Here is a 13,746-nt window from a genome sequence, read left to right as displayed (position 1 = left end):
CGTCACGGCGCCGTTCAGCGAGCCGGAGGTGTTCGACTTCCCCGAGGGGATCGGGCCGGTCGAGTGCGTCAACGTCGAGCACGAGGAGGTGCTCCTCATGCCCCGCTGGGTCGAGGCGAAGCGGGTGACCTTCAAGTACGGCCTCGGCGACGAGTTCATCGGTGTCCTCAAGACCCTCCATGCCCTCGGTCTCGACCGCACCGACCCCGTGACGGTCAAGGGGGTGGCGGTCTCGCCGCGAGACGTCGTGGCGGCCGTGCTGCCCGACCCGGCGACGATCGGCCCCCAGATGACCGGCAAGACGTGCGCCGGGCTGATGGTGACCGGAACGGGTCTCGACGGTCAGCCGCGGGCGACCTACCTCTACCACGTCGTCGACAACGAGGTGACGATGCGCGACTACGGCGTCCAGTGCGTGGTGTGGCAGACCGCGATCAACCCCGTCGTCGCCCTCGAGCTGCTCGCGACGGGGGTCTGGTCGGGCACCGGCGTGCTCGGCCCCGAGGCCTTCGACGCGGCGCCGTTCCTCGATCTGCTGGCCGCCCCGGCCCCCGCGGGCTACGGCTCTGCGTGGGGCCAGGACGAGCGCACCCCCGAGGTGGCGCGATGACCCGCTACGGCAGCCAGTACGGGCCCGACATCACCTTCCTCGGGGTCGACCGCTGCGACCTCGACGACGAGGGCACGTATGCGGGTGCCGACGTCGTCATTGTCGGTGCCCCCTTCGACGGGGGCACCTCCCACCGGCCGGGCACCCGCTTCGGCCCGCAGGCGATCCGGATGACCGACTACCTCCCGCACGACGGCTCGCGGCCGTCGCTGGCCCTGCGCACCGACGGCCTCCAGGACCTGCGCGTGCTCGACGCCGGTGACGTCGAGATGTACTCAGGCGACATCGAGGTCGCCCTCCCGGCCTTGGAGGCCGCCGTGGAGAGGGTCACCCGCGCCGGCGCGATCCCGGTCGTCCTCGGCGGCGACCACTCGATCGCCTTCCCCGACGCCAAGGGCGTCGCCAACGTGCTGGGTCACGGCCGGGTGTCGATGATCCACTTCGACGCGCACGCCGACACCGGCGACATCGAGTTCGGGTCACTGTGGGGACACGGGCAGCCGATGCGTCGGCTCATCGAGTCGGGCGCCCTACGAGGTGACCGGTTCCTGCAGGTGGGTCTGCGGGGCTACTGGCCGCCGCCGGACACCCTCGACTGGATGGCCGGGGTAGCAATGCGGTCCTACGAGATGACCGAGATCGGACGGCGCGGCCTGGCCGAGTGCCTCACCGAGGCATCGGCCATCGCCACGGACGACTGCGACGGTGTGTTCCTGTCGGTGGATATCGACGTGTGCGACCCGGGGCACGCACCGGGCACGGGAACGCCCGAACCCGGCGGGCTCACCGCCCGGGAGCTGCTCGACAGCGTGCGCCGACTCTGCCTCGAGCTCCCGATCGTCGGAATGGACGTCGTCGAGGTCAGCCCGCCCTACGACCACGCGGACATCACCGCGGCGCTCGCCAACCGGGTGGTGCTCGAAGCCCTTTCCGCGATCGCGAGGCGCCGCCGGGACGCATCCGGCAGTGCGGCATACGACCCGGACCAGCCCCTGCTCGAGCGCTGACCGCGCCTATCAGGTAGGACAAGAGGTATGAGTCCCGCAACGACGCTGACCCAGTCCACCCTGATCGCATCCGTCCCCAAGCAGCTGCTGATCGGGGGGCGGTGGCGTGACGCGAGCGATCTGGAGACGTTCGACGTCGAGGACCCGGCGACTGGGCGAACCCTCACCAGCGTTGCGAATGCGAGTGTGGCCGACGGCCGAGACGCCCTGGATGCAGCCGTCGCCGCCCAGGCGGGGTGGGCGGGCACCGCGCCCCGCGAGCGGGGCGAGATCCTGCGCGCTGCATACGAGCGGATTGTCGAGCGGACCGAGGAGTTCGCGCTCGCGATGACGCTCGAGATGGGCAAGCCGTTGGCGGAGTCGCGCGGTGAGGTGGCCTATGGCTCGGAGTTCTTCCGGTGGTTCTCTGAGGAGTCGGTACGCGTGCACGGCCAGTGGTCGGTCTCGCCAGACGGGAAGACCCGCCTGATGACGATGCGACAGCCGGTCGGGCCGGTGCTGATGATCACGCCGTGGAACTTCCCGCTCGCGATGGGGACGCGCAAGATCGGTCCCGCGATCGCTGCGGGCTGCACGATGGTGGTCAAGCCGGCGCAGCAGACGCCATTGACGATGCTGCTGCTCGCCGAGCTGCTGACCGAGTGCGGGCTGCCCGACGGGGTGCTCAACGTCGTCACCACCTCCCGGACGGCGGAGGTCTGCGAGCCGATCATCCGGGACCCGCGGCTGCGCAAGCTGACCTTCACCGGCTCCACGCAGGTCGGCCGCACGCTGGTGGAGCAGTCGGCCGAGCAGCTGCTGCGGGTCTCGATGGAGCTCGGCGGCAACGCTCCGTTCCTCGTCTTCGCCGACGCCGACGTGGACCGAGCCGTCGAGGGCGCGATGCTCGCCAAGATGCGAAACATCGGGGAGGCCTGCACCGCGGCCAACCGGTTCTACGTGCACGAGGCGGTGGCCGAGGAGTTCTCGCGGACGTTCGCGGCGCGGATGGCCGCGACGGTCGTCGGCAAGGGCACCAAGAAGGGCGTCACGGTGGGACCGCTGATCGACGCCAAAGCGGTCGAGAAGGTGACCGAGCTGCTCGACGACGCCGTGGCCAAAGGTGCCCGGGTGCTGACCGGTGGGCAGGCGCAGCGGGGGGCCGGGCACTTCTTCCAACCCACCGTCCTCACCGACGTCCCGACCGACGCGCGGATGCAGAAGGAGGAGATTTTCGGACCGGTGGCACCGATCACCGTCTTCACCGACGAGAGCGACGCGGTGCGGATGGCGAACGACACAGAGTTCGGGTTGGTCGCCTACCTCTTCACGGCCGACCTGGCTAGGGCACTGCGGGTGAGCGAGGCCCTCGAGTACGGCATGGTCGGCGTCAACCAGGGCGTCGTCTCCAACCCGGCGGCGCCGTTTGGGGGGGTCAAGCAGAGCGGTTTCGGACGCGAGGGTGGTTTCGAGGGGATCGCGGAGTACCTCGAGACAAAGTACGTGGGCATCGCGCTCTGACTCCATTCGCCTCGCGTCCACGGGCACCGGCGGAGGGACCGATAGGGGCAGAATGGAGCCATGCCCATCGCGACCGCACCCACCTCGGCGGGGCATCGCACCATCACCTTGCTGGGGTCGACCGGGTCGATCGGCACGCAGGCGATTGACGTCGTGCAGGACAACCCCGGCCGGTTCTCGGTCCGCTCACTGGCCGCGGGCGGGACCAACCTTGGTCTGCTCGCCCAGCAGGCGGTCGCCCTCCTCGTCGAAACCGTTGCGGTCGCGACGGGTTCGCGTGGCGAGTTGCTGGAGGCGATCGGTTTGGCGGCCCGCGAAGCCGGGCTCCAGGCATACCGGCCCGAGGTCCTGGTCGGGCCCGATGCCGCCGCGGAGCTGGCTGGCCGACCCGTCGACGTCGTCCTCAACGGCATCACCGGCTCGATCGGCCTCGCCCCGACGCTCGCCGCGCTCGATGCCGGCACCACCTTGGCCCTGGCCAACAAGGAGTCGCTGATCATCGGTGGGTCGCTGGTGAAGTCGGCGGCCAAACCCGGCCAGCTCGTACCCGTGGACAGCGAGCACAGCGCACTCGCTCAGTGCCTGCGCGGCGGTACCCCCGACGAGGTGGCCAGGCTGGTCGTCACCGCGAGCGGCGGACCGTTTCGCGGTATGCCTCGCGAGCGGCTCCACGACGTCACCCCTGAGCAGGCGCTGGCCCATCCCACCTGGGCGATGGGTCCGGTCATCACGACGAACTCGGCGACGCTCGTCAACAAGGGTCTCGAGGTGATCGAGGCGCACCTGCTGTTCGACATTCCCTACGACCGGATCCAGGTGGTCGTGCATCCCCAGTCGATGGTGCACTCCATGGTCGAGTTCGTCGACGGCTCCACGATCGCGCAGGCGTCACCGCCCGACATGCGGCTCCCGATCGCGCTCGGGCTGGCCTGGCCGGACCGCGTCCCCGGTGCGGCACGGCCCTGTGACTGGAGCACGGCCGCGACGTGGGAGTTCTTCCCCCTCGACGATCAGGCGTTCCCGGCCGTCGCCCTCGCGAAGCAGGTGGGAGTGGCCGGAGGTACCTACCCGGCGGTGTTCAACGCGGCCAACGAGGAGTGCGTCCAGGCTTTCTTCGACGGCCGGATCCGGTTCACGGACATCGTCGACACGGTCGCCCGCGTGGTGGCCGACCACGCAGACACTCCCGAGTCCGGGATCAAACCGGCCGACCTGGACGTTGAGACGGTGTTGCGGGCCGATGCATGGGCCCGCGAGCAGGCACGCTCGGTCCTTCGTCTGGGCAGCCACCCAGGCAGCGGAAGGACTTCGAAGTGACGGCCATCGCGTACCTCGTCGGCGTGCTCGTCATCGCCCTCGGCATCGGACTGTCGATCGCGTTGCACGAGATCGGGCACCTGGTGCCGGCCAAGAAGTTCGGCGTCAAGGTGACCCAGTACATGGTCGGCTTCGGACCGACGGTCTGGTCTCGGACCCGCGGCGAGACCGAGTACGGCCTCAAGGCGATCCCGCTCGGCGGCTACATCCGGATGATCGGAATGTTCCCGCCGAAGCCCGGCGACGACCCGACCCACCTGCGCGCGTCCTCCACCGGCCGGTTCTCGCAGCTGATGGACCAGGCGCGCCAGGACTCCCTGGACGAGGTCGCTCCGGACGACGAGCACCGCGTCTTCTACCAGCTGAGCGTCCCCAAGAAGGTTGTTGTCATGATGGGCGGTCCGGTGATGAACCTGCTCATCGCCACCCTGCTGCTGGGTGGGATCGTCACGCTCTACGGGGTCGACACCGCACAGAACGGTGCTCTCGTCGCCTCCGTCAGCGAATGTGTCGTCCCCGCCTCGACCGGCGCGACCCAGACGGCGTGCAAGGACACCGACCCGAAGACACCGGCCTATGTGGCCGGTTTGAGGGCCAAGGACGTCATCACCTCTGTCGACGGGCAGCAGGTCACCCCGACGACACCACTCGGTGACCTCGTCCGGCCACGGGGGGGCCAGTCGACGACGATTGGTTTTCTGCGCGACGGCCAGCCGAGCACAGTCACCGTCACGCTGGTCACGAACTCCGTGACCCAGGTCGGCACGGACGGCAAGCCGTTGGTCGGCGCCGACGGAAAACCCCAGGTCATCGACGCCGGCTTCCTCGGAGTGACGTCCCAGGTTGTCGCGGAGACGGTCAGGCAACCGGTGACGGCGGTGCCCGGACTGGTCTGGGGCGCGTTCACCCAGACCGCTGGGGTGATCGTCCACATCCCGGCCAAGATGGCTGGCGTCGTGCAGGCGGCGTTCGGCTCCGGCGAACGCGACAAGAACGGGCCGGTGTCGATCGTGGGTGTGGGCCGGGTGGGTGGCGAGGTCGCCAGCGCCGACCTCGGCGCCGGCGGCACCATGGTCAAGTTCATGATCCTGCTGCAGCTCATTGCCTCGCTCAACATGGCGCTCTTCGTCTTCAACCTCGTGCCGCTGCTGCCGCTCGACGGTGGCCACGTCGCCGGCGCGCTCTGGGAGGGCCTCAAGCGCAACGGGGCGCGGATCCTCGGCAAGGCCGACCCGGGACACGTCGACGTTGCCAAGGCGCTGCCGGTGGCCTACACCATGGCGCTACTGCTCATCACGATGTCCGCCCTGCTCATCTACGCCGACATCGTCAAGCCGATCAGCCTCTTCTGAGGCCGGGCCCTCCCAGCGCAGGTGGGTGCGGGATACTCGAGCCATGACCGTCTCGCTTGGTATGCCTGCCCTACCGGCTCCCGTGATCGCCCCCCGGCGGTCGTCGCGAAAGATCCGCGTCGGCAAGGTCGAGGTCGGCGGTGACGCGCCCATCTCCGTTCAGTCGATGTGCACGACCCAGACGACCGACGTCAACGCGACCCTCCAGCAGATCGCCGAGCTGACGGCCACCGGGTGCGACATCGTCCGGGTCGCCTGTCCGACCCAGGACGACGCCGACGCGCTGCCGGAGATCGCTCGACACAGCCAGATCCCCGTCATCGCCGACATCCACTTCCAGCCGAAGTACGTCTTCGCCGCGATCGACGCCGGCTGCGCGGCGGTGCGGGTCAACCCGGGCAACATCCGCAAGTTCGACGATCAGGTCAAGCAGATCGCCCAGGCGGCCAAGGACGCCGGCGTCTCGATCCGGATCGGTGTCAACGCAGGCTCGCTCGACCCGCGGATCCTCGCGAAGTACGGCAAGGCCACTCCGGAGGCGCTGGTCGAGTCCGCAGTATGGGAGGCCGGGCTGTTCGAGGAGCACGGCTTCCACGACTTCAAGATCTCGGTCAAGCACAACGACCCTGTCGTCATGGTCCGCGCGTACGAGCTGCTCGCCGAGGCCGGCGACTGGCCGTTGCACCTTGGCGTGACCGAGGCGGGTCCGGCGTTCCAGGGGACCATCAAGTCGGCCGTCGCGTTCGGAGCGTTGCTGGCCAAGGGGATCGGCGACACCATCCGCGTCTCGCTCTCTGCGCCTCCCGTCGAGGAGGTCAAGGTCGGCAACCAGATCCTCCAGTCTCTGAACCTTCGCCCGCGCAAGCTCGAGATCGTCTCCTGCCCGTCCTGTGGCCGGGCCCAGGTCGACGTCTACACGCTCGCCGAGCAGGTCACCGCCGGTCTCGAGGGCCTCGAGGTCCCCCTGCGGGTGGCCGTCATGGGGTGTGTCGTCAACGGTCCCGGTGAGGCTCGCGAGGCCGACCTCGGGGTGGCCAGCGGCAACGGCAAGGGTCAGATCTTTGTGCGGGGCGAGGTCATCAAGACCGTCCCGGAGAAAGACATCGTCGAGACCCTCATCGAGGAGGCCATGCGACTGGCCGAGTCAATGGAGCTCGACCCCGAGGTCGAGCACGCGCAGGGCACACCGCAGGTCAGTGTGAGCTGACCGGCGCGGCAGCCCGGTGACCCCGGTGAGCCGAGGCATACCGAGCGGCGTGGTTGTCGACAACGACGCCAGGTGACCGGCAGGCTGTACCCGTGCTGCGCACCCATTCGCCGGTACGCGCCCTCACCATGGCCGATCATGACGAGGCGCTCGCTCTCTGCGCCCGCAACCCGGCGGCCAACGTGTTCGTCGCCGCCCGGATCGAGGAGGGGGCGCTGCGGGCGAGCCCCGGCTCGTTGCTGGGGTTCCGCCGAGACGGCCGACTGGCAGCGCTGTGCTGGGTCTCCGCCAACGTCGTCCCCGTCGAGTGCGACGACGAGTCCGCGGACCTGTTCGCCACCCGGATCCGCAGGTGGCACAAGGGATGTGCCTCGATCTTCGGTCCGTCCGCGCAGGTGCTCGAGCTCTGGCGCGTCTTGCAAGGCGCCTGGGGGCGGGCTCGCGCGGTCCGCGAGCACCAGCCCCTGATGACGACCAAGACACACGCCGCCGAGCTGGGCCTGTCAGCCGACCCACGAGTCAGGTTCGCCCGGCTCGAGGAGGTCGACCTGGTCCTGCCCGCCGCGGCGGCGATGTTCACCGACGAGATCGGGTACCCGCCGTACCGCGGGTCATCGAGGGGCTACCGGACCCTGATTGCCGGGCTGATCGTCGACCGGCACACCGTGGTGTGGGTCGAGGACGACGAGGTGCTCTTCAAGGCGGACGTGGGTTCGGCGGCGATCGGTGCCGCTCAGATCCAGGGGGTATGGCTGACCCCGCGGCTGCGCGGACAGGGACTCTCCCGGCCGTTGATGTCTGCCGCGACCGATCTCGTCATCGACGCGGTGGCCCCGCTCGCATCCCTCTACGTCAACGACTTCAACGCACCAGCTCGGGCCCTCTACGAGGCGATCGGCTACCGCGAGGTCGGGTCGTTCACCACGGTCCTTCTGTAGACCTAGATCCCTGCGAGTGCGCGGAAAGGCCCGCCTCCCAAGGGGAGACGGGCCTTTCGTGCGTTCGGTCGACAGTATGCGTGTCAGCCGGCGGCGTTGACGATGGCGAGCAGCGTCGGGTTGTTGGCGTACGCCTCCTTGGCGTTGGCCTTGGTCACGATGACCGGGGGGAGCAGAAAGGCCGGGACGACCTTGACACCGTTGTTGTAGGACTTGGTGTCGTTGGTCTCGGGCTTGTCACCCTTTTGCAGCGCCTGGAGCATGGTGATCGTCTGGGCGACCAGCTTGTTTGTGTCCTTGTTGATCGTGGAGTACTGCACGCCCGCCATGATCGACTTCACCGACTCGACCTCGGAGTCCTGACCGGTGACGATCGGGACCGGCTTGCCCGCCTGGTTCACGGACTGCAGGATCGCGCGCGCCAACGTGTCGTTGGGGGACAACACGCCGTCGAGCTCGGTGCTCGTGTAGTTCGCCGAGATCAGCGTATCCATACGCTTCTGGGCGTTCTCGGCCTTCCACCCCTGGGTCACGGCCTGGTTGAAGTCGGTCTGGCCCGAGACGACCTTGAGGGTGCCGTCGGCGATCTTGGGCTTGAGGATGTCCATCGCGCCGTCGAAGAAGACCTTGGCGTTGGCGTCGTCGGGGGAACCGGCGAACAGCTCGATGTTGTAGGGCCCGTTGGGCTTCTTGGCCTTCATGCCGTCGAGGAGAGCCTGGCCCTGGAGCTGACCAACCTTGAAGTTGTCGAAGGCGACGTAGTAGTCGACATCGTTGGTGTTGAGCAGCAGCCGGTCGTAGGCGATGACCGTCGCCCCCGAGGCCTTGGCCGCCTTCACCTGGGTACCCAGCTGAGAACCGTCGATGGCGCCGACCACAATGACCTTGGCGCCCTTGGTGACCATGGACTGGATCTGGTTCTGCTGCTCGGAGACACCGCCGTTGGCGAACTGGACGTCCGGCGTGAAGCCAGCCTTCTTCAGGCCGTCGTTGAACAGACCCTCGGCGAGAACCCAGTTCTCGGAGGTCTTCTGGGGCAGGGCGACCCCGATGAGGGAGTTGGCCGGGAAGCCTGCAGCAGCGCCGCTGGTGGCGCCAGAACCCGAGCCGCTGGTGGTTCCGGAGTCCGACCCGCGGCCGCAGCCGGTCAGGGTGAGTGCGGCCACCGCGGAGACGGCCAGCACCTTGGCGAAGGTTCGCATGTGTACTCTTTTCGTGTTCTTGCGCTCTGCGACGAGCGCGGTTGCGCGTGCCGGGCGGCGCCCGGCACGTGTTCGAGGGGGGTCAGCTGCTCTGGCCCACGGTGGCGGAGGTGGACTGCGTCTCCTTGGCCGCGCCGGGCGGTGGCTGTGATACGTCAGACTCGTCGTTGTCGAGGTTCTTGCGATTTCGGAACAGCAGTCCGGTGATCGACGGCTTGCCCTGCATCTTGTTGTAGACGTCAAAGGCGACCGCGGCGAGCAAAACCAGGCCCTTGATGATCTGGGTCGCGTCGGCCCCGATGCCTTTGAGCTGCAGGCCGTTGTTGAGCACTGCCATGACCAGGCCGCCGACAATGGAACCAACGACCGTGCCGACGCCGCCGGTGACCGCCGCGCCACCGATGAAGACGGCCGCGATCGCGTCGAGCTCCCAGCCCGTGCCGTCGAAGGGACCCGAAGCGCCTGACCGGGCCACGAACATCATCCCGGCGAGGGCCGCGAGGATGGACATGTTCATCATCACCAGGAAGTTGATGCGCCGGCTCTTGACGCCGGACAGCTCGGCTGCCAGCCGGTTGCCCCCGACGGCGTAGATGTGGCGACCGGTGATCGTCCGCTTGGAGATGAACCCGTAGATCAGCACGAGCGCGACGAGGATCAGGCCGGAGTACGGGAAGCCCTTGCGTCCGGAGGCGAACAGCCCCATCACGACCATGATGACCACGCAGATGAGAGCCAGCCTGAGCCAGGTGATCCAGGCTTCCTCGACCGTGGCGCCGATCCGGACCAGCTTGCGGCGCCCGCGGACGGTGCCCGCGATGATGCCGGCGCAGGCGATCAGCCCCAACAGGATCGTGAGGTTGTTGTAGCCGGTGACAGGCCCGACCTCCGGCAGCGTCCCCGAGCCGATCAGCTGGAAGCTGTCTGATACCGGCACCGAGTTGGACTTGCCGACGAACTGGTTCGCGCCACGGAACAGCAGCATCCCCGCCAGGGTCACGATGAACGCGGGAATCCCGACCCGGGCCACCCAGAAGCCCTGCCACATCCCGACGAGCGCGCCCAGGACGAGGCCGAGCAGGATGCCGAGCCACGCGGGGAGTCCCCAGTCCCGCATCGCGATCGCGACACAGATACCGACGAACGCGGCTATGGAGCCCACCGACAGGTCGATGTGTCCGGCGATGATGACCAGGACCATACCGATGGCCAACACCAGGATGTAGGCGTTGCCTTGCAGGATGTTGTTGAAGTTGTCCGGCGAGACCACGTAGCCGCCGGTCCAGACCTGGAAGAAGATGATCAGCGCGAGCAAGGCGATGATCATCCCCAGCTGGCGGACGTCGCCGCCGAACAGCTGCTTGACCTTGTTCATGTGAGCGCTTCCTGTCTTGGGTGGTCCTGCTGGTTCGGGGGTGCCTGTTCTGGCCGGCGTGACAGGTCATGGGGTGTCGCTCGGCTCAGCTGGCGATGCCGCCGTGCTCGACCGCGTCCAGCGAGATCTCCGTCCCGACTCCGCCGTGCGAGTTCTTGGTCATCAGGCGCATCAGGGACTCCTGGTCGGCCCGGCTCTTGTTCAGGACCCCAGTGATGGCGCCCTCGCAGATGGTGTAGATCCGGTCAGAGAGCCCGAGCAGCTCAGGCAGCTCCGAGGAGACGACGATGACGCCCTTCCCCTCGGCGGCGAGCCGCTGGATGATGCCGTAGATCTCGAACTTCGCGCCCACGTCGATGCCGCGGGTCGGCTCGTCGAGGATGAGCAGGTCGGGCTCGGTGAACAGCCACTTGGACAGGACGACCTTCTGCTGGTTGCCGCCGGACAGCTTGGAGATGCCCTCGTCGACGCTAGGCGCTTTGGTGCGCAGCTCTTTGCGGTACTGCTCGGCGTACTCGTACTCCTCGGGCTCGCTCACGACGAAGTTGTGCGTGATCCGCTTGAGGTTCGCCGCCACCGTCGTCGCCTTGAGGTCGTCGAGGAGGTTGAGGCCGAGGGTCTTACGGTCCTCGGTGACGTACGCGAGCCCGGCGCCGATCGCGTCGGAGACGCTACGGAGGGTCAGCTCCTTGCCGTCCTTGACGATGGTGCCCTGGACGAAGCTGCCGTAGGAACGGCCGAAGATGCTGCGCATGAGCTCGGTCCGGCCGGCCCCCATCAGGCCGGCAAAACCGACGATCTCACCGCGGCGTACGAAGAACTCCTCGTTCTTGCAGACCAGCCGGTCGGAGACGTTGGGGTGTCGCACCGTCCAGCCGTGCACCTCGAAGAACTTCTCGCCGATCTTCGGCGTGTAGTCGGGGAACCGGGACTCGAGGTCGCGGCCGACCATCGCCTTGATGATCCGGTTCTCGTCGACCCCGTCCTCCTTGACCCGAAGGGTCTCGATGGACCGGCCGTCGCGGATGATCGTGATGCCGTCGGAGATCTGCTCGATCTCGTTGAGCTTGTGGCTGATCATGATGCAGGTCACCCCGCGTGACCGTAGGCCGAGGATGAGGTGGAGCAGGTGTTGGGAGTCGCCCTCGTTCAGGGCGGCCGTCGGCTCGTCCAGGATGAGGAGCTTGACCTCCTTGGACAGCGCCTTGGCGATCTCGACCAGCTGCTGCTTGCCGACGCCGATGTCCTTGATCTTGGTGTCGGGGTTCTCGGCGAGCCCGACCCGGGCCAACAGCTCGCTGGCCTTATGCCGCGTCTCCAACCAGTCGATTGCGCCGCGCTTGGTCTGCTCGTTGCCGAGAAAGATGTTCTCGGCGATCGAGAGCTCGGGGATGAGCGCCAGCTCCTGGTGGATGATGACGATCCCCGCGTGCTCGCTCTCGCGGATGTTGCGGTACTCCACGACCTGGCCCTCGAAGAGGATCTCGCCCGTGTATCCCTGGTAGACACCGGAGAGCACTTTCATCAAAGTGGACTTGCCGGCGCCGTTCTCGCCGCAGATCGCGTGGACCTCACCGCGACGGACGGTCATCGACACCCCGTCGAGAGCCTTGACGCCTGGGAACTCCTTGGTGATCTCCCGCATCTCGAGGATGACCGAGCCGGGGCCGATGTCACCGGCCATCTCGTTGTTGGTGAACGGGTCCTGTGGCGTGGCGTCGCTGGTGAACGAGTCCTGTGGCGTGGCGTCGGAGCTGATCGGGGTGCTCATCGGACGGTCATCACTTCCTCGTGACCCAACATGGGACCTACGTGTGCCGAGTGGGACGGTGTGCGGTCGGCCCGGGGCAGCTCGGTCGACCAAGACCAGGAGCCCGGTCGATTGTGTCGCACCGATCGGTCCTTTCGGCAGCGAAAAGGGACTCTGGTGCAGTCACAAGCCCGTAACAATCGGATGTGCGCTACAGAGTCGTCGAGATCGCTGTGTTTAGACCGACATCGTTGACTGACAACAGGACACTGAACAACACGGGTACGCCTCACGTCAAGCGGGTCGCCGGAATGTCCGACATGCGGGGGTTGGCGGAAGATCGACCGGGTGGGAACCGGTTTGCCGTGCCGCTTGACGCGACGAACGTGACTCGCGGATCATGACCCACCGTGCCAACGTTGTCGTCCGATGGGACATCGCCGTACCCGCGGCCCGCCCGTGCTCGACCGACGATGGCCGACGTTGGAGCCCGCTGCGGGGTCTCGATCAAGACCGTCTCGAGGGTGGTGAACGGCGAGGCCGGGGTGAGCACCAAGACGGCCCTGCGCATCCAGCAGATGATCGTCGAACTGGGGTTCCAGCGGCATGAGGGCGCGAGCCTGCTCCGCAGCAGCGGACGCTCCGAGACGGTCGGCCTGATCGTCGAGGACCTGGCCAACCCCTTCTACTCGCAGCTGGCCGCGGGGATCGAGCGCGAGGTCCGCCTGCGCCAGCACCTGCTGGTGAGCGCCTCCTCGGAGCGTTCGTCCGAGGACGAGTCCCAGCTCATCGAGGCTCTGCTCGCTCGCCGGGTCACCGGGCTGATCATTGTCCCGATCGGCGCGGAGCCGACCGACGCGCTGCGGGCCGCCTGCCTCGAGGTGCCGGTGGTGTGCCTGGACCGTCCGGTGTCGGGCCTGGACGCGGACGCCGTCCTGAGCGACAACCAGGGTGGGATGCGCAGCGCCGTCGAGCATCTCGCCGCGCATCGACACGAACGCCTCGCCTTCCTCGGCGACGACGCCTCGATCTGGACGGCACAACGCCGGGCAGCCGCGTTCCGTGAGGCCGTCGCCTCGCTCGGGCTTCCTGGCCCCATCCACTGCGAGCTGGGTCCCTGGACCGACTCCAGTCTCGCCGACCGACTCGTGGGTTGGACCCGCGGCCGGCTCCCGGTCACGGCGCTGGTCACCGGTAACAACCGGGTGACTCTCTCGGCGCTGCGCGCGATGCAGGACCGCGACCTCGACCTGGGGCTTGTGGGCTACGACGACTTCGACCTCTCCGACGTGGTGAGCCCGCCGGTCACGGTCGTCCATCAGGACCCGGTCGGCCTGGGCGAGCGGGCCGCGCAGCAGGTCTTCTCCAGACTCTCCTCGGGTCGCGCGACGCCGATGACAGTGGTGGTTCCCACGCGCCTCGTGGTCCGGGGTTCGGGGCGGCTGATCGCGCCGAAGGGTTTGCGGGCTCAGGCGACGCACTGACGCG

At 67.9% G+C, this 13,746-nt stretch carries 11 protein-coding genes; 8 read left to right on the top strand and 3 right to left on the bottom strand.

The genetic code is table 11. From position 1 onward, the window contains the following. From ABI385_RS01620 to ABI385_RS01590, 7 genes are all read left to right on the top strand, one after another. On the top strand, positions 1-610 hold a 610-nt coding region (locus ABI385_RS01620; RefSeq protein WP_348101985.1), incomplete at its 5' end, for a saccharopine dehydrogenase C-terminal domain-containing protein. After that, positions 607-1,617, top strand: a complete 1,011-nt coding sequence (speB, locus tag ABI385_RS01615) for an agmatinase (RefSeq protein ID WP_348101984.1) — start codon at positions 607-609, stop codon at positions 1,615-1,617. The genes ABI385_RS01620 and speB, both read left to right, overlap by 4 nt. 27 nt (positions 1,618-1,644) lie before the next feature. After that, positions 1,645-3,117: an NAD-dependent succinate-semialdehyde dehydrogenase gene (locus ABI385_RS01610; RefSeq protein ID WP_348101983.1), complete on the top strand. Its 1,473-nt coding sequence runs from the start codon at positions 1,645-1,647 to the stop codon at positions 3,115-3,117. A gap of 60 nt (positions 3,118-3,177) precedes the next feature. Continuing rightward, on the top strand, positions 3,178-4,434 hold the full coding sequence (gene dxr / locus ABI385_RS01605) for a 1-deoxy-D-xylulose-5-phosphate reductoisomerase (protein ID WP_348101982.1): 1,257 nt from the start codon (positions 3,178-3,180) through the stop codon (positions 4,432-4,434). Continuing rightward, positions 4,431-5,786 (top strand): site-2 protease family protein, encoded by a 1,356-nt coding sequence (locus ABI385_RS01600; protein ID WP_348101981.1) that lies wholly within the window; start codon positions 4,431-4,433, stop codon positions 5,784-5,786. Before dxr ends, ABI385_RS01600 begins: the two co-directional genes overlap by 4 nt. Before the next feature lie 43 nt (positions 5,787-5,829). Next, positions 5,830-6,993 carry a flavodoxin-dependent (E)-4-hydroxy-3-methylbut-2-enyl-diphosphate synthase gene (gene ispG / locus ABI385_RS01595; protein WP_348101980.1) on the top strand — a complete coding sequence of 388 codons (1,164 nt, stop codon included), beginning with the start codon at positions 5,830-5,832 and terminating at the stop codon, positions 6,991-6,993. A gap of 92 nt (positions 6,994-7,085) precedes the next feature. Next, the gene (locus ABI385_RS01590) at positions 7,086-7,931 is read left to right on the top strand and encodes a GNAT family N-acetyltransferase (RefSeq protein WP_348101979.1); all 846 of its coding nucleotides are present in this window, start codon (positions 7,086-7,088) and stop codon (positions 7,929-7,931) included. Between the two features lie 83 nt (positions 7,932-8,014). Here ABI385_RS01590 and ABI385_RS01585 read toward each other — a convergent pair whose 3' ends face one another. From ABI385_RS01585 to mmsA, 3 genes are all read right to left on the bottom strand, one after another. Continuing rightward, the gene (locus ABI385_RS01585) at positions 8,015-9,133 is read right to left on the bottom strand and encodes a sugar-binding protein (RefSeq protein WP_348101978.1); all 1,119 of its coding nucleotides are present in this window, start codon (positions 9,131-9,133) and stop codon (positions 8,015-8,017) included. 82 nt (positions 9,134-9,215) lie between these two features. Continuing rightward, the gene (mmsB, locus tag ABI385_RS01580) at positions 9,216-10,508 is read right to left on the bottom strand and encodes a multiple monosaccharide ABC transporter permease (protein WP_348101977.1); all 1,293 of its coding nucleotides are present in this window, start codon (positions 10,506-10,508) and stop codon (positions 9,216-9,218) included. 85 nt (positions 10,509-10,593) lie between these two features. Then, positions 10,594-12,192, bottom strand: coding sequence for a multiple monosaccharide ABC transporter ATP-binding protein (mmsA, locus tag ABI385_RS01575; RefSeq protein ID WP_348101986.1), 1,599 nt, complete (start codon positions 12,190-12,192; stop codon positions 10,594-10,596). A gap of 539 nt (positions 12,193-12,731) precedes the next feature. Between mmsA and ABI385_RS01570 the strand changes: the two genes are divergently transcribed. Next, entirely contained in the window at positions 12,732-13,742 is a 1,011-nt protein-coding gene (locus ABI385_RS01570) for a LacI family DNA-binding transcriptional regulator (RefSeq protein WP_348101976.1), read from the top strand. The last annotated feature ends 4 nt before the right edge of the window (positions 13,743-13,746 follow it).

Source organism: Lapillicoccus sp. (assembly GCF_039935575.1).
In the GTDB taxonomy this organism is placed as follows: Bacteria; Actinomycetota; Actinomycetes; order Actinomycetales; family Dermatophilaceae; genus Lapillicoccus.
The sequence above is the reverse complement of the archived record's forward strand: the minus strand, read 5'-3'. Positions and strand labels throughout refer to the sequence as shown.

What these genes read in the sequence shown, in the direction of transcription:
- speB (WP_348101984.1), top strand. Translation starts at nt 607, where the DNA reads ATGACCCGCTACGGCAGCCAGTACGGGCCCGACATCACCTTCCTCGGG.
- ABI385_RS01610 (WP_348101983.1), top strand. Translation starts at nt 1,645, where the DNA reads ATGAGTCCCGCAACGACGCTGACCCAGTCCACCCTGATCGCATCCGTC.
- dxr (WP_348101982.1), top strand. Translation starts at nt 3,178, where the DNA reads ATGCCCATCGCGACCGCACCCACCTCGGCGGGGCATCGCACCATCACC.
- ispG (WP_348101980.1), top strand. Translation starts at nt 5,830, where the DNA reads ATGACCGTCTCGCTTGGTATGCCTGCCCTACCGGCTCCCGTGATCGCC.
- ABI385_RS01585 (WP_348101978.1), bottom strand. Translation starts at nt 9,133, where the DNA reads ATGCGAACCTTCGCCAAGGTGCTGGCCGTCTCCGCGGTGGCCGCACTC.
- mmsB (WP_348101977.1), bottom strand. Translation starts at nt 10,508, where the DNA reads ATGAACAAGGTCAAGCAGCTGTTCGGCGGCGACGTCCGCCAGCTGGGG.
- mmsA (WP_348101986.1), bottom strand. Translation starts at nt 12,192, where the DNA reads ATGGCCGGTGACATCGGCCCCGGCTCGGTCATCCTCGAGATGCGGGAG.
- ABI385_RS01570 (WP_348101976.1), top strand. Translation starts at nt 12,732, where the DNA reads ATGGCCGACGTTGGAGCCCGCTGCGGGGTCTCGATCAAGACCGTCTCG.